This is a genomic window from Lacisediminihabitans sp. (assembly GCF_043726815.1).
GTDB lineage: Bacteria > Actinomycetota > Actinomycetes > Actinomycetales > Microbacteriaceae > Lacisediminihabitans.
In genome coordinates this window covers 24,715-44,196 of the sequence record NZ_JAYSJZ010000035.1, presented here as the reverse complement: position 1 = coordinate 44,196, position 19,482 = coordinate 24,715, and the positions used below count along the sequence as shown (strand labels likewise).

At 70.8% G+C, this 19,482-nt stretch carries 20 protein-coding genes and 2 tRNA genes; 14 read left to right on the top strand and 8 right to left on the bottom strand.

Features of this window, described 5'->3' with window-relative positions; all coding sequences use genetic code 11:
- Window positions 1-1,015 (bottom strand): trigger factor (tig, locus tag ACHZD8_RS04010; RefSeq protein ID WP_394768860.1); only part of this gene is annotated, 1,015 nt, incomplete at its 3' end.
- A gap of 47 nt (window positions 1,016-1,062) precedes the next feature.
- Window positions 1,063-1,136, bottom strand: a tRNA-Pro gene (locus ACHZD8_RS04005).
- Between the two features lie 187 nt (window positions 1,137-1,323).
- On the opposite strand from ACHZD8_RS04005, the gene ACHZD8_RS04000 reads away from it, so the two are divergent.
- Together ACHZD8_RS04000 and ACHZD8_RS03995 are read left to right on the top strand one after the other, a co-directional pair.
- Window positions 1,324-1,397 (top strand) — tRNA-Gly (locus ACHZD8_RS04000).
- Window positions 1,398-1,450: 53 nt separating this feature from the next.
- Entirely contained in the window at window positions 1,451-1,795 is a 345-nt protein-coding gene (locus ACHZD8_RS03995; RefSeq protein ID WP_394768859.1) for a hypothetical protein, read from the top strand.
- A gap of 89 nt (window positions 1,796-1,884) precedes the next feature.
- On the opposite strand, the gene ACHZD8_RS03990 is transcribed toward ACHZD8_RS03995, so the two are convergent.
- Window positions 1,885-3,192, bottom strand: coding sequence for a DUF222 domain-containing protein (locus ACHZD8_RS03990; protein ID WP_394768858.1), 1,308 nt, complete (start codon window positions 3,190-3,192; stop codon window positions 1,885-1,887).
- 209 nt (window positions 3,193-3,401) lie between these two features.
- Between ACHZD8_RS03990 and ACHZD8_RS03985 the strand changes: the two genes are divergently transcribed.
- Together ACHZD8_RS03985 and ACHZD8_RS03980 are read left to right on the top strand one after the other, a co-directional pair.
- A complete protein-coding gene (locus ACHZD8_RS03985) occupies window positions 3,402-3,749 on the top strand; it encodes a YciI family protein (RefSeq protein ID WP_394768857.1) in 348 nt (115 codons plus the stop codon).
- A gap of 104 nt (window positions 3,750-3,853) precedes the next feature.
- Window positions 3,854-5,623 carry a DEAD/DEAH box helicase gene (locus ACHZD8_RS03980; RefSeq protein ID WP_394768856.1) on the top strand — a complete coding sequence of 590 codons (1,770 nt, stop codon included), beginning with the start codon at window positions 3,854-3,856 and terminating at the stop codon, window positions 5,621-5,623.
- Window positions 5,624-5,653: 30 nt separating this feature from the next.
- Here the strand turns inward: ACHZD8_RS03980 and ACHZD8_RS03975 are convergent, their stop codons facing one another.
- From ACHZD8_RS03975 to ACHZD8_RS03960, 4 genes are all read right to left on the bottom strand, one after another.
- Window positions 5,654-6,673 carry an NAD-dependent epimerase/dehydratase family protein gene (locus ACHZD8_RS03975; RefSeq protein ID WP_394768855.1) on the bottom strand — a complete coding sequence of 340 codons (1,020 nt, stop codon included), beginning with the start codon at window positions 6,671-6,673 and terminating at the stop codon, window positions 5,654-5,656.
- Window positions 6,674-6,740: 67 nt separating this feature from the next.
- Window positions 6,741-7,487 (bottom strand): ABC transporter permease, encoded by a 747-nt coding sequence (locus ACHZD8_RS03970; RefSeq protein ID WP_394768854.1) that lies wholly within the window; start codon window positions 7,485-7,487, stop codon window positions 6,741-6,743.
- Complete coding sequence (locus tag ACHZD8_RS03965; protein WP_394768853.1) at window positions 7,484-8,404, bottom strand: ABC transporter ATP-binding protein; 921 nt, start codon at window positions 8,402-8,404, stop codon at window positions 7,484-7,486. The genes ACHZD8_RS03970 and ACHZD8_RS03965 overlap by 4 nt, the downstream gene beginning before the upstream one ends.
- Window positions 8,405-8,462: 58 nt before the next feature.
- Window positions 8,463-8,822, bottom strand: a complete 360-nt coding sequence (locus ACHZD8_RS03960; RefSeq protein ID WP_394768852.1) for a DUF488 domain-containing protein — start codon at window positions 8,820-8,822, stop codon at window positions 8,463-8,465.
- Window positions 8,823-8,904: 82 nt separating this feature from the next.
- Here ACHZD8_RS03960 and ACHZD8_RS03955 point away from each other — a divergent pair, with 82 nt between their 5' ends.
- From ACHZD8_RS03955 to ACHZD8_RS03940, 4 genes are read left to right on the top strand one after another with little or no spacing between them, the layout of a single operon-like run.
- Window positions 8,905-10,578, top strand: a complete 1,674-nt coding sequence (locus tag ACHZD8_RS03955; protein ID WP_394768851.1) for an FAD-dependent oxidoreductase — start codon at window positions 8,905-8,907, stop codon at window positions 10,576-10,578.
- Between the two features lie 48 nt (window positions 10,579-10,626).
- The gene (locus ACHZD8_RS03950) at window positions 10,627-10,986 is read left to right on the top strand and encodes a rhodanese-like domain-containing protein (RefSeq protein ID WP_394768849.1); all 360 of its coding nucleotides are present in this window, start codon (window positions 10,627-10,629) and stop codon (window positions 10,984-10,986) included.
- Window positions 10,986-11,270 carry a metal-sensitive transcriptional regulator gene (locus tag ACHZD8_RS03945; protein WP_394768848.1) on the top strand — a complete coding sequence of 95 codons (285 nt, stop codon included), beginning with the start codon at window positions 10,986-10,988 and terminating at the stop codon, window positions 11,268-11,270. Before ACHZD8_RS03950 ends, ACHZD8_RS03945 begins: the two co-directional genes overlap by 1 nt.
- A 26-nt stretch (window positions 11,271-11,296) precedes the next feature.
- A complete protein-coding gene (locus ACHZD8_RS03940) occupies window positions 11,297-11,854 on the top strand; it encodes a dihydrofolate reductase family protein (protein WP_394768847.1) in 558 nt (185 codons plus the stop codon).
- A gap of 13 nt (window positions 11,855-11,867) precedes the next feature.
- On the opposite strand, the gene lgt is transcribed toward ACHZD8_RS03940, so the two are convergent.
- A complete protein-coding gene (lgt, locus tag ACHZD8_RS03935; RefSeq protein ID WP_394768846.1) occupies window positions 11,868-12,839 on the bottom strand; it encodes a prolipoprotein diacylglyceryl transferase in 972 nt (323 codons plus the stop codon).
- A 139-nt stretch (window positions 12,840-12,978) separates the two neighbouring features.
- Here lgt and ACHZD8_RS03930 point away from each other — a divergent pair, with 139 nt between their 5' ends.
- From ACHZD8_RS03930 to ACHZD8_RS03905, 6 genes are all read left to right on the top strand, one after another.
- Complete coding sequence (locus ACHZD8_RS03930) at window positions 12,979-14,232, top strand: chloride channel protein (RefSeq protein ID WP_394768845.1); 1,254 nt, start codon at window positions 12,979-12,981, stop codon at window positions 14,230-14,232.
- A 291-nt stretch (window positions 14,233-14,523) separates the two neighbouring features.
- Window positions 14,524-14,967 carry an OsmC family protein gene (locus tag ACHZD8_RS03925; RefSeq protein WP_394768843.1) on the top strand — a complete coding sequence of 148 codons (444 nt, stop codon included), beginning with the start codon at window positions 14,524-14,526 and terminating at the stop codon, window positions 14,965-14,967.
- 63 nt (window positions 14,968-15,030) lie between these two features.
- Complete coding sequence (locus ACHZD8_RS03920; protein ID WP_394768842.1) at window positions 15,031-15,393, top strand: hypothetical protein; 363 nt, start codon at window positions 15,031-15,033, stop codon at window positions 15,391-15,393.
- Window positions 15,394-15,429: 36 nt separating this feature from the next.
- Entirely contained in the window at window positions 15,430-16,968 is a 1,539-nt protein-coding gene (locus ACHZD8_RS03915; RefSeq protein ID WP_394768841.1) for an FAD-binding oxidoreductase, read from the top strand.
- A 43-nt stretch (window positions 16,969-17,011) separates the two neighbouring features.
- On the top strand, window positions 17,012-18,283 hold the full coding sequence (locus ACHZD8_RS03910) for an ArgE/DapE family deacylase (RefSeq protein WP_394768840.1): 1,272 nt from the start codon (window positions 17,012-17,014) through the stop codon (window positions 18,281-18,283).
- Window positions 18,284-18,366: 83 nt separating this feature from the next.
- Complete coding sequence (locus tag ACHZD8_RS03905) at window positions 18,367-19,482, top strand: glycerate kinase (RefSeq protein ID WP_394768839.1); 1,116 nt, start codon at window positions 18,367-18,369, stop codon at window positions 19,480-19,482.

Genomic DNA, 19,482 nt, shown 5'->3' with positions numbered 1-19,482 from the left:
GGGTGCGGAACGTCTTCTCGCTCGACTCGGTGACCTCGGCGCGGTGCACGTCGTCTTCGAGGCGGCTCTCGTTCTCGAGGTGGCGGTGCACCTCGTCGAGAACGAGCTGCGGCGGAACCGGGATCTCGAGCGACTCGAGCAGGGTGTCCACGACCTGGTCGCGGGCCTGCGTGCCCTGCCCGAAGACCTTCGACTTCTTGACCTGCTCACGGATGTCCGCCTTGAGCTCGTCGATCGTGTCGAACTGGCTGGCGATCTGGGCGAAGTCGTCGTCGGCGGTGGGAAGCTCGCGCTCCTTCACGGCGAGGAGCTTGACCGTGATCTCGGCCGACTCGCCCTCGTTGTCGCCGCCGAGCAGCTTGGACTCGAAGACCGTGGTCTCGCCGGCGCTCAGTCCGTCGAGCGCCTCGTCGATGCCGTCGATGAGGTCGCCGGAGCCGACCTCGTAGGAGATCGCGTTGGCCGTGTCCACCTCGTTGCCGCCGATGGTGGCGACGAGGTCGATCTGGGCGAAGTCGCCGGTGGCCGCGGGGCGGTCAACGGTGATGAGCGTGCCGAAGCGGGCGAGAAGGCTCTGCAGTTCGGTCTCGACCTCCTCATCCGTCACCTCGATCGGGTCGACGGTGAGCACGAGACCCTCGAGGTTGGGCAGGTCGAAGTCCGGACGCACGTCAACCTCGACGACGACCTTGAGCTCTCCGCTGAAGTCCTTCACGTCGGGGAGCTCGGTGATGTCGGCCTCCGGGCGGCCGAGCGGGCGGATCTTCTGCTCCTCGATCGCCTGGCGGTAGAACTTGTCGAGGCCGTCGCTCACCGCGTGGTTGAGCACCTCGTCGCGGCCGACGCGCTGGTCGATGATGGGCGGCGGAACCTTGCCCTTGCGGAAGCCCGGGATGTTGACGGACTCCGCGATGTGGCTGTACGCGTGATCGATGCTGGGCTTCAGCTCGTCGGGGGTAACCGAAATGCTCAGCTTCACGCGCGTGGGGCTCAGCTTGTCAACCGTGGTCTTCACGATGGGATCTCCTGAATTTCTGTGCTTCGTGGTGTACGTGGGTATTGTCGGGGCGACAGGATTCGAACCTGCGGCCTCTCGGTCCCAAACCGAGCGCTCTACCAAGCTGAGCTACGCCCCGGACTTCAGTGTTGTGAGGTACGTTCACCCCGAGGACAGATCGGCGGATGTCGCGAGACGTTTTCCGAAAATAAGCCTCGGCAAGCCTAGCGCACTGTCTGCCGGGTGCGCCGTGCGCTCGATTGCGCGAGGCGCCCGCGCCATGTATTAGGCTGGCTACCGCGCGATCGGCCACGGCCGGCTGCCACGGGGATGTAGCTCAATGGTAGAGCCTCAGTTTTCCAAACTGATGGCGCGGGTTCGATTCCCGTCATCCCCTCCACGTAGCGGACTCTCGAACCACAGTTCTTCCGTCAGGAGTACTAGCCTGCTGCCATGATCGATGCGCAACGCGGCGTGGCCCCTCGGCAGTTCTCCTGGGCCGACTTCCTGCTGCGGTGGGGTGTCCTTCTGATAATCGTGGGTTCGGTTGCAGGGCTAGCGGCCAAGTTTTTCGCCGACCGCGCCTCCCACGCGGCTTCTGGGGCGACCCGGATGTTGACTCCCGATGCTTCGGAGCCGATCGCATCGCATATTGCGCAGATCTTCGACCCGTCGTCGGCCCACTACGTGCCGCCCGATTACACCGCGTTCTGGATTGGCATGCTCGCCGTTGCGCTCGGCGTAGCCGCCGTGGCGGCAGGAATAGGCGTCGTGGTGGCCAAGCGTCGTGCCGGGTGACACGCTAAGCAGCTACTCTCGGCGCTTCCACGGTGGGATCAGGCCCACATCGGGTGTAGGTCTGCGGGTCGACCACAGACGCCGCTCGATCAGCCCGCCGCGGCCAGGCGGGTCGCCGGCTCCGTCACGTAGCGATGCCCGGTGGGCGACGTCCACTCGAGGTCGCCGTCGTCGACGTGCTCGACGGTCCACGCGGTGTGGTGCTTCTGGTCGTGATGCTTCGGGCAGAGGTGCGCGAGATTGTCGTGGTTCGTCGGACCGGCGAATTGCCAGTCCTTCGTATGGTCGAGGTCGCAACGTCGGGCGGCGGCACCGCATCCGGGGGCACGGCAGGTTTCATCCCGCATTCGAAGCCAGGCGCGAAGGTCCGGGGGAATCGCGTAGCGATCGCGACCGAGCGAGAGCACCGCGCCGGTCTCGGGGTGGGTGAGGATCCGGACGAAACCGGGAGCACCGGCGGCGAGCTCACGGGCGGTGTCGATGTCGATCGGACCGTAACCCTCGAGCACGGCGGGCTCGGTGCCGCGGCCGAGGAGGGTCAGCACCGGCACCGTGACCAGCACTCGAGCGCGGATGCCGGCGCCGAGGTTCGGCTGGGTCGGATGGTCGGCACCGGTCTGGCCGTCGATGAGCAGGTCGCAGAAGACATCCGCCCGAAGCTGGGTGAGGGTGCGCGACTCGTCGGGAAACTGGAGGGCGGCCGCGACATCCGTCACCCGCTGAAAGATGGCCTCGGCGCTCGCGGCCGGAAGGTAGGCGGTGAGCCAGGCCATGCCATCCCGGGCCGGATCGAGCGAGATCTCGCGCTTGTCGCGGCAGCTGTCGTGCCGCGCCTCCACGGATTCCGGATGCTCCCGCTCGCGCAACACCCGGGCCCGGTGCTCGAAGCGGCTCACGGTGAGGCTGACGGCAAACGGCAGCGCCGCCGCCTCAAATTCGCGACGCGCGTCAACCGGCAGCGAGTTGGCGTGATCGATCATCACCTGGGCGTGGCGGTAGCTGATGTCTCCATCCGAGAGGGCGGCCATCGTGGCCGGCAGCTCGCGAAGCAGCGACCGGCTCTCTTCGATGAGGGTCTCGGTGGTGCGCTCGGGCAGGCGCAGGGCGGCGGCGAGTTCGCTCACGAGGGAGCGCCGAGCGACGTGGGCGTCGCTCCAGGGGCGCACCTGGGACGGATCGGACGGCATCAGGGAGGCCGTGGCCTCGCTCCAGCTGCGCGCCTGGTCGATGAGGGCGGCCCTGTTGGCGGCGGCCCGTGCGGCCGCGCGATCGGCCTCGACGACATCGTCGATCAACTCGCCCATGGTGTCGAGAAAACTCGCGGCGAGCGAGGGAGTGAACACGCTGGAACGCGGCGCGCGATCGAGCCCGAGGGCTGTCATCGCGGGGGCTTCCATGACCCCACTCAACACCATGCCACCGACATTCCTGGCACACTCCGACGGACTGTAAACAAGGCCGAAACCGACAAGAAAACACGACCGAAAACGGAATTGCGCACGGGCCGAGAACGACGCCGAACACCGCGCAGAACACAAGTCACCCATAGCCCTATCCCCCCATACCGGCCAGACTGGGCACCACGCAATGACGAGGAGATCCCGGTATGAAGTTCATGTTGCTCATCGGCGGTAACCGCGACGCCTGGGCCGCGCTCACGCCGGAGGACTGGTCCGACAACGAGAAGGCCCACGGGGAGCTCATCGCCGACCTGAAGAAGTCCGGCGAATTCATCGAGTGCGACGAGCTCAACGTCACTCCGCAAGGCGCCCGCATCGTGCGCACCGACCACGGCGCGCCCTCGGTCGCCGACGGCCCGCTCCACGACGGTGACGACTTCGCCTCCGGGTATTACCTCCTCGACTGCGCAGACATCGACCGGGCCTGCGCGATCGCCGCACGGCTCTACGAGAGCCGATTCGCGCCGATCGAGGTGCGCCAGGTCGGCGGATGACGGCCGACGGCGCCGCACCATCCTGAGCGCATGCACCTGCACGCGCGCGCCCCTTAATTGTCACCGGTGCCCCCGCGATCCCCGTGACCGTCTACCGTTGAACCATGACGTCCCCCGATACCACCGCGCCCACCGAGGCAGACACCACCCCCGACGCGAAGACCTTCGCCGACCTGGGGCTCGGTGATGCGATGCTCAAGGCGCTCAAGGATGTGGGCTACGAGACCCCGTCCGCCATCCAGGCCGCGACGATCCCGCCGCTGCTCGCCGGACGCGACGTCGTGGGCCTCGCCCAGACCGGAACCGGCAAGACGGCCGCCTTCGCACTGCCGATCCTCTCCCGGCTCGACGTGTCGCAGAAGAACCCGCAGGCTCTCGTGCTCGCCCCGACCCGCGAACTCGCCCTGCAGGTCTGCGAGGCGTTCGAGAAGTACGCCGCCCACATCCGCGGCGTGCACGTTCTTCCGGTGTACGGTGGCCAGGCCTACGGAGTGCAGCTCTCCGCCCTGCGACGCGGGGTGCACATCGTGGTCGGCACGCCCGGCCGCATCATGGACCACCTCGAAAAGGGCACCCTCGACCTCTCGGAGCTCAAGTACCTCGTGCTCGACGAGGCCGACGAGATGCTCAAGATGGGCTTCGCCGAGGATGTCGAGACGATTCTCGCCGACACCCCGGACGACAAGCAGGTCGCGCTCTTCTCTGCCACCATGCCGCCGCAGATCCGGCGCATCTCGAAGAAGTATCTGCACGACCCCGAAGAGATCACGGTCAAGAACAAGACCACGACATCCGCGAACACCACCCAGCGCTACCTGGTGGTGTCCTATCCGCAGAAGGTGGATGCCCTCACCCGAATCCTCGAGGTGGAGAACTTCGAGGGGATGATCGTCTTCGTCCGCACGAAGAACGAGACGGAGACCCTGGCCGAGAAGCTGCGCGCGCGGGGCTATTCGGCCGCGGCGATCAGCGGCGACGTGGCCCAGGCCCAGCGCGAGCGCACCGTCAACCAGCTCAAGTCGGGCAAGCTCGACATCCTGGTGGCCACGGATGTCGCGGCCCGCGGCCTCGACGTGGAGCGCATCAGCCACGTGGTCAACTACGACATCCCGATCGACACCGAGTCGTACGTGCACCGCATCGGGCGCACCGGGCGGGCCGGCCGCAGCGGCGCCGCCATCAGCTTCGTGACGCCGCGCGAGCGACGGCTGCTCACCGCCATCGAGCGGGCCACCAGGCAGCCGCTCACCGAGATGCAACTGCCGACCTTCGCCGACGTGAACGTGACCCGGCTGGCGCGCTTCGACGACGCGATCACCGAGGCCCTCGGCCAGGCCGACCGCATCGCGGCGTTCCGCGACATCATCGGCCACTACGTCGAGCACCACGACGTGCCGGAGTCGGATGTCGCGGCCGCCCTCGCGGTGGTCGCGCAGGGCGAGACCCCGCTGCTGCTCGCGCCGGAGAAGCCTCAGCGCCGCACCGAGCGTGCCGAGTGGGGCGACCGGCCGGAGCGCGCCGACCGCCCGGAGCGGGCAGACCGCACCGAGCGACGCGCGCGCCCCAATGCCGGCCCGATGTCGACCTACCGCATCGAGGTGGGCAAGCGCCACAAGGTGGAGCCGCGCCAGATCGTCGGCGCGATCGCCAACGAGGGGGGCCTGAGCCGGGAAGACTTCGGCCACATCAAGATCCTCCCCGAGTTCTCGCTCGTCGACCTGCCGGCGTCCCTGCCGGACGACGTGCTCGACAGGCTGAAGGGCACGCGGATCAGCGGCAAGCTGATCGAGATCCGTCCCGACCGGGGCGGCGCGCGGAACGACGACCGAGACGATCGGCCGGCACGCAAGCCCCGCCACGACCCGGCGCGCTGACGCTCCGCCGCGCGTGAGACCGCGGCGACGTTACGCCGAGGACATCCCGGCGGCCCCTCGACGCAACGCGAGCAGCTCGAGCTCGTCCACCCGAGACAGACCGGAGCGGCGAACGCGGTCGAGGCCGCGGGCGCGCTCGTCCTCGAGGGTGCGCGCGAGCGTCTCGCGCAGCGGCAGCAGCCGGCCACCCGCGGCGAGGAACGCCGCGTTGCTGCGCCGGGCGAATCCGGATGCCGTCGCCGGCAACCAGAGGGGAAGCGACCGGGGGCCGCTCCAGTGCTGCACGTCGTGCTCGGCGAGCCAGTCGTCGTCGGCCGGGACGATCCCGCCGGTGAAGCCGGCCACCTCGGCCGCGAGGTCGAGCACATCGGCGAGGGGATACGGATCTCCCGCGACGTTGATCACGCCCGTCACCTGCCGGACGCTCGCGAGCGCGATCCACTCGGCAAGGTCCCGCACGTCGACGACCTGCACCCACCGGCCGGCGGTCGCCGGGGCCAGCACCTCGCCGTCTCCGGCGAGCGCGAACCTTCCCACCCAGTAGCCGGTTCGATCGCTGACGTCCCCCGGTCCGCCGATCAGGCCCGGGCGCGCGATGAGCAACCGGTCACCCACCGCCGAGGCCGTCGCCCGCTCCGCGGCCAGCTTGGCCTGCGCATAGTCGTCGGGGTCGACGGGCTCCGCGCGCTCGACGACGGCCGCCGACTCGTCGGCACCGGGCTCTGAGCTGCTCGCGTAGACCGACACCGTCGAGACGAGGGTCCAGTGCCGCGCCCGGGCGGCGAGCGCCTCGAGGGCGCCGGCCACGAACTCCGGCCGGTAGGAGATCTCGATCACCTCGTCCCAGGCCGTGTCCGCGACGGCCGCGTAGGCGCCCGGCACCGCCCGATCCGCCCGCACGAGGTTGGCCCCGGCCGGCACCGCGCCGGCGTCGCCCCGCGCCAGGCAGGTGACGTCGTCACCGTGGGCGAGCATCCGTCTGGCTATTTCGTGCCCGACCCAGGCCGTGCCACCCAGAACCAGCACCGTGCGCCGCGCGGAGTCTTCCATGACCGGTAGTCAAGCGGGAATCCGGCCGCCCGTGCGCCCGAATACGCTGCGGGCAGAATCGGCCGGCTCAGTCCCTCTCGTTTCGCCGGAGGGCGCCGAAGCGCCACACCGCGCCCGCGAACGCGACGATCGCGATGCCGGCGAGGATGCCGAGGGCCAGCGCCCGGTCGATCTCGCTCGTGCTGCGGTAGGCGAACCCGTAGAACGCCTGCAGGGCATGGGTGGCCGGGAAGATCCGGCCGATCCAGAGGAACACGTCGGGCAGCATGGTCGCGGGGAACATGATGCCGCTGAGCAGCAGGGACGGCAGGAAGACGAACATCGACAGCATCGTCGCCCACGACTGGCTGGGGGCGACCGCCCCGATCAGCAGCCCCACGGCGATGCTCGCGGCGATGAAGGTGACGAGCACGAGCAGGTACGCGAGCGGCGCCTCGGGCAGCCTGGCTTGAAAGACGATCGGCGCGGCGAGGTAGATGATCGCCGAGACCAGCAACAGGTGCAGGAAGGCGCTCGTCGCCTGCACCCCGATCACCGCCGAGCCCGGGATGCCGTTGGCCCGGTACGCGCGCAGCGTGCCGGACTCGCGCATCTTCACGATGGGCTCCGGAATCCCGAGGAGCGCGCCCATGGTGACGGCGAAGATCGTCATCGTGGCGGCGAGTGTGTCCTTCATGAGCGGGTTGAGCGACGCGAGCACTCCCCCGAAGACGAAGAAGAACACGAGGGGCACGAGGTAGAACACGAGAAGTGTGCCCCGGTCTCGCACGTCGACCCTCAGCTGGATGACCAGTGAGGTGAAGAAGGCGGTCATTGCTGGGCCTCCGTGACGACCTCGAGAAAGCGCTGCTCGAGCGACGGCCTCGCCACCCGCAGGTCGTCGACGGCGTCACCCGCCCGCTGCACCCTGGTGAGGATCTCCGTCACCGACTCGGCGACATCCCGGCTCGTCCACTCCAGGTAGCCGTTCTCCGCGTCCACGAAGTGAGCGGCGCCCACGTCCCAGCCGGGAAGCAGCGAGCCATTCGCCGTACGCAGGAGGATGCGCGTGTCTGAGTGCCCGGCCGCCGTCACCTCCTTCGGGGTGCCGCAGACCACCACCCGGCCGCGCACGATGATGGCGATGCGGTCGCAGAGCTGTTCCGCCTCGGCCATGTCGTGGGTGGCGAGCAGCACCGTGACCCCCTGCCCGCTGATCGAGCGGATCTCGTCGTGCAGCCTGGCCCTGCCCTGAACGTCGAGCCCCGCGGTGGGCTCGTCGAGCACGAGGAGCTCCGGGTCCCCGACCAGGGCGAGCACCAGGTGCACGAGCCGCTTCTGTCCGCCGGACAGCTGCCGGTACTCCCGCCGCATCAGTCCGCCGATGGTGAACCGTTCGACGAGCCCGGCAGTGCTGGGCGTGCGGTGCCATGCGGAGACGAGCCTGATCGCCTCCCCCACCCGGATGCTGTCCGGCAGCGACGACGACTGCAGCTGAACGCCCACATGGCGGCGCAGCTCGCGCTCGTCCCGGCGCGGGTCGAGGCCGGCGACCAGGACCGAGCCGGAATCCGGAGTGCGTAGGCCCTCGAGACACTCGAGGGTGGTGGTCTTGCCGGCGCCGTTGGGGCCGAGCAGACCGAACACCTCGCCTCGGCGCACCTCGAGGTCGAGCCCGTCCACCGCCGTGACCGTCCCGTAGCGCTTGGTGAGCGCACGGATCGAGACGATGGGCTCGGGCGAAGCGTTCATCCGTCGAGTATGGGCGCGCGGGCTCGCTGCCCTAGTGGCTTTGGTCCCCCCCTGCCTCTCAGGAGTTGAGCAGTCTCGCCAGCACCGCGGCCTCGCTGATCTCGGGCCGCCGCGTGGCGGTGAGAAGCACCAGTTCACCCTCGGCCGCCAGCCCGCGCAGGTGGTCGAGTGCCGCCGCCCGCTCCGGTTCGGCGAGCTCGGCCTCGTAGCGCCGGGAGAATTCCTCGAACAGGTCTGGGTCGTGCGAGTACCACTGTCGAAGCTCGGTCGAGGGGGCCACGGCCTTGCACCACTCGGTGAGGGCCGCCCGATCTTTGCTCATCCCCCGGGGCCAGATCCGGTCCACGAGCACCCGGGCGACCTCCTTCTCCGCCGGAGCATCGTAGATCCGCCCCACCGTCACTCGTCCGTTCGTCACCCTACGAGTATGGGCCGGTGTTCCGTGATCGGCCAGCGGCACACTCGGCAAACTCTCATACCCCCGGGGGTATCATGAAGTCATGGAAATTGCGCGCAAGATCGTCATCGTTGGTGGGGTGGCCGGCGGGATGTCGGCGGCGACCAGGCTGCGCCGGCTGGACGAGACGGCGGACATCGTGGTCTTCGAGCGCGGCCACTACGTCTCCTTCGCCAATTGCGGACTCCCCTACTACGTGGGCGGCGTCATCACCGACCGCGCGGCGCTGCTGCTGCAGACTCCCGAGTCGCTCGCGAGCCGATTCCGGCTCGACGTGCGCGTCGATCACGAGGTCGTGGCGATCGATCGGGTCGCGCACACGGTGGAGGTTCGCAACGTGCGCACCGGCGCGCTCACCGTCGAGGGCTACGACCGGCTCATCCTCGCCGGCGGGGCCACCACATCCCCCGAGCGTGCGTCGTCCTCGATCCCGACCCACACTCTTCGCACCATCGACGACGTCGACCACATCACCCGCACCCTCGCGGCGACCGGCTCCGCGTCGGCCGTCGTGATCGGCGGCGGATTCATCGGGGTCGAGGCGGTCGAGAACCTGGTGCGGCGCGGCCTCGACGTGACCCTCGTTCAGCGCGGACCGCACGTGCTGCGCCCGCTCGACGTTGAGATGTCCTCCCTCGTCGAGGCGCAGCTGCGGGCGCACGGCGTCGACGTGCGCACGAACACCACCGTCGTCGCGGCCGAGAACGGCGTGGTCTCGCTCAGCGACGGGACCGTGGTCGCGGCCTCGATCATCATCGACGCGAGCGGGGTGCACCCCGACACGACCCTCGCCGCCTCCGCCGGCCTCGCCATCGGATCGAGCGGCGGAATCTGGGTGGATGCCGAGCAGCGCACGAGCGACCCGGCGATCTATGCGGTCGGCGACGGCGCCGAGAAGACGGACGCCGTGACGACGGATGCCGCATCCGACGGGATCCTCGTGACGATGGCCGGGCTGGCGAACCGCCACGGTCGGGCGGCCGCGGACAGCATCGCCGGAGTGCCGGAGCCGGCCGTGCCCGCGCTCGGCACGGCGATCGTCGGACTGTTCGAGACCACCGTCGCCATGGTCGGCTGGAGCGAGCGTCGCCTCGCCGCCGCGGGCCGCGCCCATCGCGCGATCCACACGCATCCCGACTCGCACGCCACCTATTACCCCGGCGCCGAGCGGATGCACATCAAGCTGCTCGTCGACCCGGCGAGCGACGCCATCCTCGGGGCGCAGATCGTGGGCGGGGCCGGCGTCGACAAGCGCATCGACGTGATCGCCACGGCGATGTCCGGAGGCATCACCGCCTCCGGTCTCAGCCGGCTCGAGCTTGCCTACGCGCCCCAGTTCGGTTCCGCGAAGGACCCGATCAACCAGCTCGGCTACGTCGCGGACAACCTCGCCTCCGGCGCGACCCGCAGCATCCAGTGGCACGAGCTCGACACCGAGCGAGAGGCGGGCGCGCGGCTCATCGACGTGCGCCGGCCGGACGAGTTCGCGGCGGGCCACATCCCGGGCGCCGTCAACCTGCCCCTCGACGAGCTTCGCGAACGTCTCGACGAACTGCCGGTCGCCCCGCTCATCGTGCACTGCCAGGTGGGCCAGCGCGGTCACACCGCCGCTCGCCTCCTCGGCCAGCACGGCTTCGACGTGCGCAACCTCGATGGTGGCTATGCCACCTGGCTCGCCGGGGTCTCCGCCTTCGCGGCCGTGCCGACCCTCGCCTGATTCCGCACCTCATCATTCAGAACCCCCACCATCCAGAAAGGACCAGCAATGAGCATCTTCGGCAGGTTGTTCGGCAAACCGTACGCGACCATCGACGGCTCGGCCGCCCGCGAGATCACCGAGTCCGGCGGGATCCTCGTCGACGTGCGCAGCCAGGGCGAGTGGAATGCCGGCCACGCGCCGGCGGCGAGACACATCCCCGTGGAGGCCATCGATCGCAAGTCGACCGAGCTGCCGGCCGGCGTTCCGATCGTGACGGTGTGCAAATCCGGCGCCCGCTCGGCGGCCGCGGCGCGCACCCTCGCCGCGAAGGGATTCGAGGTGTCTTCGGTGCGCGGCGGGATGACCGCGTGGCAACGGGCCGGCGGCCGCGTCGTGGCGAAGAACGGACGAGAGGGAACGGTCTGATGTCCAGCCCAGCACTCACTCCGGCCGACAGCGCGGCCGAGCAGAAGAAGATCCTCAACCGGCTGCGCCGCGCTCAGGGCCAGCTGGCCGGAGTCATCGCCGCCGTGGAGTCCGGCGGCAGCTGCAAGGACGTGGTCACTCAACTCGCCGCGGTCTCGAGCGCCCTCGACAAGGCGGGCTTCGCGATCGTGTCGAGCGCCATGCGCCAGTGCCTCACCGAGGACGGCGCCGAGAACTCGCTCACCGTGGACGAACTGGAGAAACTCTTTCTCACGCTGGCCTGACGGTGGCCGCGGCTAGGGTTTCGACCATGGCCAGAGTGATCTACAACACCGCGAGCACCCTCAACGGGTTCATCGCCGACGAGAAGAATTCTCTCGACTGGCTCTTCGAGGTGGAGAGTGCGGACGGCGGCGACCTGGAGTCCTTCATACACCGGATCGGGGTGTTGGTGGAGGGCTCGACCACCTACGAATGGGTTCTCCGGCAGGAGAGGCTGCTCGAAGAACCGCACAAGTGGGCGGGCTTCTACGGCGATCGGCCGACCTTCGTCTTCACCTCGCGAGACCTGCCGGTGCCGGATGGCGCAGACGTGCGGTTCGTGTGCGGGCCAGTCGCAGACGCCCTTCCGGCGATCATCGACGCCGCCGGCGAGCGCGACGTCTGGGTGGTGGGCGGCGGGGAACTCGCCGGCCAGTTTCTCGACGCCGGTGCCCTCGACGAGATCCAGGTGTCGATCGCGCCCGCGGCGGTCGACGGAGGCGCCCCGCTGCTCCCCCGGGCGGTCGGGGCCCGAACCCTGTCGCTCCGCCGCGTCGAACAACGCGGCCAGTTCGCGCACCTCAGCTACGACGTGCGCAAGGGGTAACTCCCGGCGCGGACTACGGCCGGGGGTCCTCGCCCGATGCGGCGGGCGGTGCCGGAGGAGCGCCGACGTGGGCGGCATCCTCGGCTGGCTGTGCCGGCGAGACCGGCTCGTCCCGCTCGACATCCGCCCGGGCGGCGGGCCCACGGCCGGGAAGATACGGGCCGTCGGGCGCCGGCACGTGTCGGCGCGCCTGCACCACGAGCACGATCACGCCCAGCACGGCCAGCAGCAGGGCGGCGATCACGTTCGCCTTGAGGCCCAGGTAGACGAACTCCGTGGGGTCGAGGCGCAGCGACTCGAACCAGGCCCGACCCACGCCGTACCAGATGAAGTACAGCGCGAGCGTCCTGCCGGAGTGCAGCCGCAGGCGACGCTCGAGGTAGATGATGAGGAAAGCGCCGATCGTGTTCCAGATCATCTCGTAGAGGAACAGCGGGTGGAAGAGCGTGCCGGCCGGCAGTCCGGGCGGGAAGGCGGCGTTGGTCGCCTCGATCTGCAGTCCCCAGGGCAGCGTGGTCGGCCCGCCGAAGAGCTCGTGGTTGAAGTAGTTGCCGAAGCGTCCGAAGGCCTGCGCGAACAGCAGGCCGGGCACGAGGGCGTCGGCGAAGGCCGTGAAGCGAAGGCCGCGGCGACGGCAGGCGATATAGGCGCCGATGCCGCCGAAGATGATGGCGCCGAAGATGGCGAGGCCGCCCTCCCACACGTAGAGCGTCTTGAGCAGGTTCGCGCCGGGAAAGAAGTAGTCGCCCGGGTGGGTGACCACGTGATAGAAACGGCCGCCCACGATTCCGAATGGCACGGCCCAGAGGGCCACGTCGAGCACCAGTCCGCTCTCGGCGCCCCGCCGAGAAAGCCGGCGCTGGGTGAGCCACACCGCGATGACGATGCCGGTGAGGATGCACAGGGCGTAGAAGTGGACGGTCAGCGGACCGACCTGGAACGAGCTGATCGGGGGGCTGGGGATGCTCGCGGGAAACACGGCCACTCTCTTTCGCGCACCACGGCGCCGTTGAACCTGACGTGACGGATCGAGGCGACACCCGCCCATCGCCCACCGGCGGCAAGTTTACCCGCGTACCGGGTGAACGTCGGCCGTGTGCCGCCGCGACCCATACGATCGAATCGTGACGCAGGCGACGAGCAGAACCGGGGCATCCTGGTTCGTGCGGCTCACGGTCGTCACGGTGCTCGTGGGCGTCGGCAGCGGGGTCGCCGGCATCGCCGTGACCCTCCTGCTGCGCGTGACCCAGCACCTGGCCTTCGGATACTCCGACGGCACCTTCCTCGAGGGGGTGCTCGGTGCGGAACCGTGGCGCCGTGTGGTCGCCCTCGCGGCGGCCGGCGTCATCGGCGGCGTCGGCTGGTGGGCGCTCCGGCGGTGGGGCCGAGCCGTCGTTCCCGTGGCCGACGTGGTGGACGGGGCGCGGATGCCGGGCCTCCCCGCGCTGATCCACGCCGCGCTGCAGATCGTGATCGTGGGGCTCGGCGCGTCGATCGGCCGCGAGCTGGCCCCGCGGGAACTCGGCGCCCTCTTCGGTTCCTGGCTGAGCGACCGGGCCGGGTTGAGCCCGCGCGATCGCCGAGTGCTCGTGGCGGCGGGGGCGGGGGCCGGCCTGGCCGCGGTGTACAACGTCCCGCTCGGCGGGGCGATCTTCACCCTCGAGGTGCTGCTGCTCGACCTCAGCATCGCCTCCGTGATCGTGGCGCTCGCCACGTCTGCCGTCGCGACCTTCGTCGCCAGAATCGTCGTGCCCAACGAGCCGCTCTACGCGTTGCCCCCGCTGCCGGTCACGCCGTCTCTGATCGTGTGGGCCTGCCTCGCCGGACCGGTGCTCGGACTCGCCGGAGCGGGCTTCGTGCGCGCCGTCGAGGTCGCTAGGGACCACCGGCCCACGGGATGGCGGCTCGTCGTGGTGATGCCGCTCGTCTTCACGGGCATCGGAGCCGTCGCCCTCGTCTTTCCGCAACTCCTCGGCAACGGCCGCGCGCTCGGCCAGGTGGCCTTCGACGTGGCGCTGCCCACCGCCACCATCGCGCTTCTTGCCGTGCTCAAGGCGGTCGTCACTCTCGCGACCATCGGCAGCGGCGCATCCGGAGGCAGCCTCACGCCGTCTCTCGCGATCGGCGCGGCCCTCGGCATGGTCGGCGGCGCCGTGTGGGGCCACGTCTGGCCGGGAACGCCCGTCGCGGCGTTCGTCCTGGTCGCGGCGGCGGCCTTTCTCGCGGCATCCCTGCGGGCGCCGATCACCGCGCTGGTGCTCGTGTTCGAGTTCACCAACCAGCAGCTGGGGATGCTCGTGCCCGCGATGATCGCCGTCGCCGGATCGATCGCGGTCGCGCGCCAGCTCGAACGCCGCCGAGTCACCGGCGTCGACTAGCCGCGAGACCGTGGCCGCGGCCATCGCACGGCCAGTTCACGGCCAGCTCGCGGCGGGAGTCGTGCGGCCTCACGGCGGGGAAATGTGCTCGCGGCGGGAGTCGTAACCCCCGCCACGAGCACGTTTCTCCCGCCGCGAGAGAATGGGCAGCCGAGCGGCCGGAGTCGTGACCCGCGGGACTTTGTCCCCGGGGCGGCACCGTGCAAGGGACGAGGATCGACTCACGAGACTGCGCGCGACCGCGCGAGAGCGCCCAACGGTCGGGCGCCGTCCAGACGAGAAGGGGAACCCGTGACCTCCGCGCCACTGTCCTACGAGGTCACCGGCTCCAGCACCGCGGGAGGCTCGGCCTCCATTCGCGCGGGCCTCCACGACATCCCGATCGACGCGCGCTGGCCGGCGGGAGAGCCGTCCGGCGACCCCGGACCGGCGGAACTGCTCGCGTCGGCCTTTGCCGCCTGCCTCATCAAGAACCTCGAGAGGGCGAGCTCCATGCTGCCCTTCCGTTACGACAGTGCCGAGGTCACCGTTCGCGCGCGGCGGCAGGATGCCCCGCCCCGGTTCGTCGGGATCGAGTACGAGCTGCGGATCGTGACCGGGGAGGAGCAGCGACGGGTCGACCTCGTGCACCGCAACCTCCGGCAGTTCGGCACCGTCTACAACACCCTCGCGGCCGTCTGCGAGGTGCACGGCACCGTCGTCGCGGTGCCGCCGGCACCGGCCCCCGGCGGCTGAGCCGCAGCACGACACGGCGCCTCGGAGGTTGGCGGCGGCCGCTCCGGATGACAAACTCGCCCCATGAGCGACCAGCAGCCGAGCCTCCCCTCCCTCGCCGCCCGCGAGCCGGTCGCCCAGGCCCACGCCGACGAGACTCAGCGCGGCACCAACCGCCTGGCCCCGGCCTCGCTCTACCTCGGCATCGCCGGCGCGGCGCTCTCGCTCATCCCGGTCGCCGGCCCGTTCCTCTGCTGGCTGCCGGCGCTTCTCGCTATCGTCTTCGGGTTCCTCTCGCTGCGCACCGCGAGAGGCCTGAACGGACTGCGGCACACCGAGGCCCTGTGGGGCACGCTCCTCGGATTCGCGCCCATCCCGATCACGGTGCTGTGGCTCGCGTTCGGCGTCGCACTCGGGGGGATCACGGATCATCCGATCGCTCACTGACCGGTCCGCGGCAATCGTCGAGCCTACGATGGAGCGGTGAGCCCCCTCTCCCGTCGTCGCTTCCTCGCCGCGGGTGCGGCGGGAGCCGCCGGCCTCCTCGCCACCGGCTGTGCGCCGGAGCCCGCGCCCACCCCGACCGCGACTCCGGTCGGTCCGCCAGACTGGTCGGCGCTCGCGGCGGGGCTCGGCGGATCGCTCGCCCGCCCGGGGGATGCCGACTACGACTCGGTGCGGGTGACCGAGAATCCCCGCTGGGACGACGCGCGGCCCCTCGCCGTGCTCACCGCGAGCGACGCGCGGGATGTCGCGGCGGGCCTCGCCTTCGCCACGAAGTACGGGCTGCCGATCGCCCTCCGCTCCGGCGGGCACAGCTACCCGGGATACTCCGCCGGTGGCGCGGCGGGCAGCGGCGTGAAGCCGTCCCTGGTGATCGACAGCCGCGGGATGACGGCGGTGACCCTCGCGGCCGACAACACGGTGCGGATCGGGGCCGGCGCCTCGCTCGCCCAGGTCTATGACGGGATCGGCTCGCACGGCCGGGCCATCGCCGGCGGCTCCTGCGCCACCGTCGGCATCGCCGGACTCACCCTCGGCGGAGGCGTCGGCGTGCTCGTTCGGGCCTACGGGCTCACCTGCGACTCGCTCACCAAGGTGGAGATCGTGACGGCCGACGCCCGCGTGCTCACAGCGAGCGCCACCACCAACGCCGACCTCTTCTGGGCCTGCCGCGGCGGGGGCGGCGGGCATCTCGGCGTCGTCACCGCCCTGACCTTCGCCACCAAGCCGGCGCCCGAGGTGACGATGTTCTCACTCAGCTGGGCCTTCTCCTCCGCGGCCGCCGTGATCACGGCCTGGCAGGCCTGGGCGCCCACGGCCGACCCCCGTCTGTGGTCGACGCTGAAGCTGCTCAACGGGCCGGCCTACACGACCGGGCCCGGCGTCTTCGTCTCCGGCACCTGGCTGGGCGACCCGGCGGCCCTCGACTCCCTGCTCGCCCCGTTCATCGCGTCGGCCGGCGCCCCGCGCAAACGGGGCGTCTCGCAGCACAGCTACCGGGACGCGATGGCCAGCTACGCCGGCTGCGCCACCATTCCGGTCGCGGCCTGCCAGACGGGCGCCGGCGGCAGGCTCACCCGGGAGTCCTTGTCGGCCACCTCCCACGTGGCGTACCGGGCACTCGATGCCGCCGGAATCCGGGCCATCACCGATCACGTCTCGGCCGCGAAGGGCCTCGCCGGGCTGAAGGAGGGCGGCATCTCCATCGATGCCCTCGGCGGAGCGGTCGGGGACCTCGCGCCGGACGCCACGGCCTTCCCGCACCGCGCCGCGCTCGCCACCGTGCAGTACACCGCCACCTTCGCGAACGGCGGCGACCCGGCCCCGTTCGACGCCTACGTGCGCAGATTTCGTGCCTCGCTCACCGGCTCGTGGGGCGACGGCGCCTACGTCAACTACGCGGATGCGACCCTCACCGACCCGGCGAAGTCCTACTTCGCCGCCAACGCGGGCCGCCTCGCCGCCATCCGGGCCAAGCATGACCCGAGGGGCCTCTTCACCCAGCCCCAGGCCTACTGACGACCCACGCCTCGCGGGCCTGCCGCGCGACTAGGATTCAGCGATGGAGCTCACCCCCACCGAGTCACGCGTGCTCGACAGCCTCGACGAACAGACCATGGTCGACACCCTGGTGGCGCTCATCCGGGTGCCGAGCGTCACGGGCACCGATGCGGAGTCCGAGCTGCAACACGCCCAGGCGACACTTCTCGAACAGAGCGGCCTCGATGTCGACGCCTGGAAGTTCGACATGGACGAGCTGCGCGCCGACCCGGGCTTCCCCGGGGAGGAGACCGGGCGCACCGAGGGCTACGGGGTGGTCGGAACCACGGGCCACGGCACGCCCGCGCTGGTGCTGCAGGGCCACATCGACGTGGTGCCCACCGGCGATCGCGACCAGTGGCACGATGGCGACCCGTTCAGTGGCGCGATCCGGGGCCGGGTGCTCCACGGCAGGGGCGCGTGCGACATGAAGGCGGGCGTCGCGGCCAACCTCGCCGTGCTTCGCGCGATCCTCGTCTCGGGCGTCACCCTCGAGCGTCCGCTCGCCATCCATTCCGTGATCAGCGAGGAGGATGGCGGCCTCGGCGCGTTCGGCACGATGAAACGCGGGCACCGCGGCGACGCCGCCGTGCTCACCGAACCGACGAGCAATCGCATCGTCACGGCCTGCGCGGGCGCGCTCACCTTCGCCCTCTCGGTTCCCGGTCGGGCGGCGCACGGCAGCACGAGACTCCAGGGCATGAGCGCCTTCGACGCCTTCCTCCCGGTGAACGCCGCCCTCTTCGCTCTCGAGGCCGAGCGCAACGCGAGGCCGGACCCGCGCTTCCGCACGACGACGCTGCCGTATCCGATCTCCATCGGGCGGGTGCGATCCGGGGACTGGGCGAGCAGCGTGCCCGATCTCTTGGTGGCGGAGGGTCGGATGGGCGTGCAACTGGGCGAGGACCCGGCGGCCGCCCGCGCCGCCCTCGAGCGGGCGGTCGAAGACGCCTGCGCGGCCGACCCGTGGCTGCGCGATCATCCGGTCGTGGTCGGCTGGCCCGGCGGGCAGTTCGCGAGTGGACACATCGCCGACGATCACTCCTTCATCGACGAGGTCTCGAACGCCATCACGACCCTCTCGGGGCGCACGGCTCCGGAGAGAACCGCGGCGCCGTACGGCAGCGACCTGCGGCTGTACTCGGGGGTCGGGGGAATCCCCACCCTGCACTTCGGCCCGGGCGACGTCAATTTCGCGCACGCTCCGCGCGAGCAGGTGGACCTCGACGAGCTGGTCGCCGTCGCTCGCGCCCTCACCCTCCTCGCCGTTCGCCGCTGCGGTGCGCACCTGTAGGGAGCTCGAGGCCGCCGGCTGCCGCTGAGCTTCTGCAATAGCCTGAGGTGAGGGAGGCAAACGCCCGGGTGAGGAAGGCAGCGATGGCCGATCGGCTGCGGGTGGTGATCGCCCCCGACTCGTTCAAGGGCTCTCTGGGCGCACTCGAGGTGGCCTCGGCGATCGCCGAGGGCTGGCTGTCTGTGCGCCCGGCCGATGCGATCTCGCTCATTCCCCAGGCCGACGGCGGAGAGGGCACCCTCGACGCGATCGAGGCGGCGGTGCCCGGCGCGCGTCGCCGTGACGTCGGCCCGGTGACCGGGCCGGATGGGCGCGCGACCCCCGGCGTCTGGCTCGAACTCCCCGGGGGGATCGCCGTCGTCGAACTCGCCCAGGCGTCCGGCTTGCCGCTCATGGCCGAACCGGACCCGCTCGGTGCCACGACGGTGGGACTCGGCGAGGTGATCCGCGCGGCTCTCGCGGCCGGGGCATCCCGGCTCGTGATCGGGCTCGGCGGGTCCGCCTCCACGGATGGGGCGGCCGGAGCCTTGGCCGCCCTAGGCCTGAGCGGGGATGCGCCGCTCGGTGCCGGCGGCGGCGGGCTCGCCGCCCTCCGGTCCCTCGACCGCTCGGCGCTCCTCGCTCCGCCCCCCGGCGGCGTCACCCTGCTCACCGATGTCGCCGCCCCCCTGCTCGGTCCCACCGGTGCCGCCGCGGTGTTCGGCCCGCAGAAAGGCGCCTCCCCGGCGCAGGTCGAGTTGCTCGACGGCGCCCTCGCCCGGTTCGCCGGCCTGCTCGGCGGCGACCCTTCCCTCCCGGGAACGGGGGCGGCCGGGGGCGCCGCCTACGGATTCACGGCCGCCTGGGGCGCCGCGATCGAGCCGGGAGGCGACTACCTGACGGCCCTCACCGGTGTGCCGCAGGCGATCGCGGAGGCCGACCTGCTCGTCACCGGCGAGGGGCGGTTCGACGCGACATCCAGCACCGGAAAGATCGTCGGCACGCTCATCGGCCTCGCCGGCGACCGTGGAGTGCCGGTCGCCGTGATCGCGGGGCAACTTGCAGTGCCGCCGCTGGCCGCCGACGGCAGCGCGCTCTGGGCCGCCGGGCTCGCAGACCTCGCCGGCTCGGCCGAGGCGGCGATGGCCGATCCCGTGCGCTGGCTGCGCGAGGCCGGTGCGGCAGCGGCATCCGCGCGCGGGGTCGCCGACACGCCGTAG

Coding starts and splice junctions, on each gene's coding strand:
- ACHZD8_RS03995 (WP_394768859.1), top strand. CDS start 1,451: ATGATCGATGCGCAACGCGGCGTGGCCCCTCGGCAGTTCTCCTGGGCC.
- ACHZD8_RS03990 (WP_394768858.1), bottom strand. CDS start 3,192: ATGGAAGCCCCCGCGATGACAGCCCTCGGGCTCGATCGCGCGCCGCGT.
- ACHZD8_RS03985 (WP_394768857.1), top strand. CDS start 3,402: ATGAAGTTCATGTTGCTCATCGGCGGTAACCGCGACGCCTGGGCCGCG.
- ACHZD8_RS03980 (WP_394768856.1), top strand. CDS start 3,854: ATGACGTCCCCCGATACCACCGCGCCCACCGAGGCAGACACCACCCCC.
- ACHZD8_RS03975 (WP_394768855.1), bottom strand. CDS start 6,673: ATGGAAGACTCCGCGCGGCGCACGGTGCTGGTTCTGGGTGGCACGGCC.
- ACHZD8_RS03970 (WP_394768854.1), bottom strand. CDS start 7,487: ATGACCGCCTTCTTCACCTCACTGGTCATCCAGCTGAGGGTCGACGTG.
- ACHZD8_RS03965 (WP_394768853.1), bottom strand. CDS start 8,404: ATGAACGCTTCGCCCGAGCCCATCGTCTCGATCCGTGCGCTCACCAAG.
- ACHZD8_RS03955 (WP_394768851.1), top strand. CDS start 8,905: ATGGAAATTGCGCGCAAGATCGTCATCGTTGGTGGGGTGGCCGGCGGG.
- ACHZD8_RS03950 (WP_394768849.1), top strand. CDS start 10,627: ATGAGCATCTTCGGCAGGTTGTTCGGCAAACCGTACGCGACCATCGAC.
- ACHZD8_RS03945 (WP_394768848.1), top strand. CDS start 10,986: ATGTCCAGCCCAGCACTCACTCCGGCCGACAGCGCGGCCGAGCAGAAG.
- ACHZD8_RS03940 (WP_394768847.1), top strand. CDS start 11,297: ATGGCCAGAGTGATCTACAACACCGCGAGCACCCTCAACGGGTTCATC.
- ACHZD8_RS03920 (WP_394768842.1), top strand. CDS start 15,031: ATGAGCGACCAGCAGCCGAGCCTCCCCTCCCTCGCCGCCCGCGAGCCG.
- ACHZD8_RS03910 (WP_394768840.1), top strand. CDS start 17,012: ATGGAGCTCACCCCCACCGAGTCACGCGTGCTCGACAGCCTCGACGAA.
- ACHZD8_RS03905 (WP_394768839.1), top strand. CDS start 18,367: ATGGCCGATCGGCTGCGGGTGGTGATCGCCCCCGACTCGTTCAAGGGC.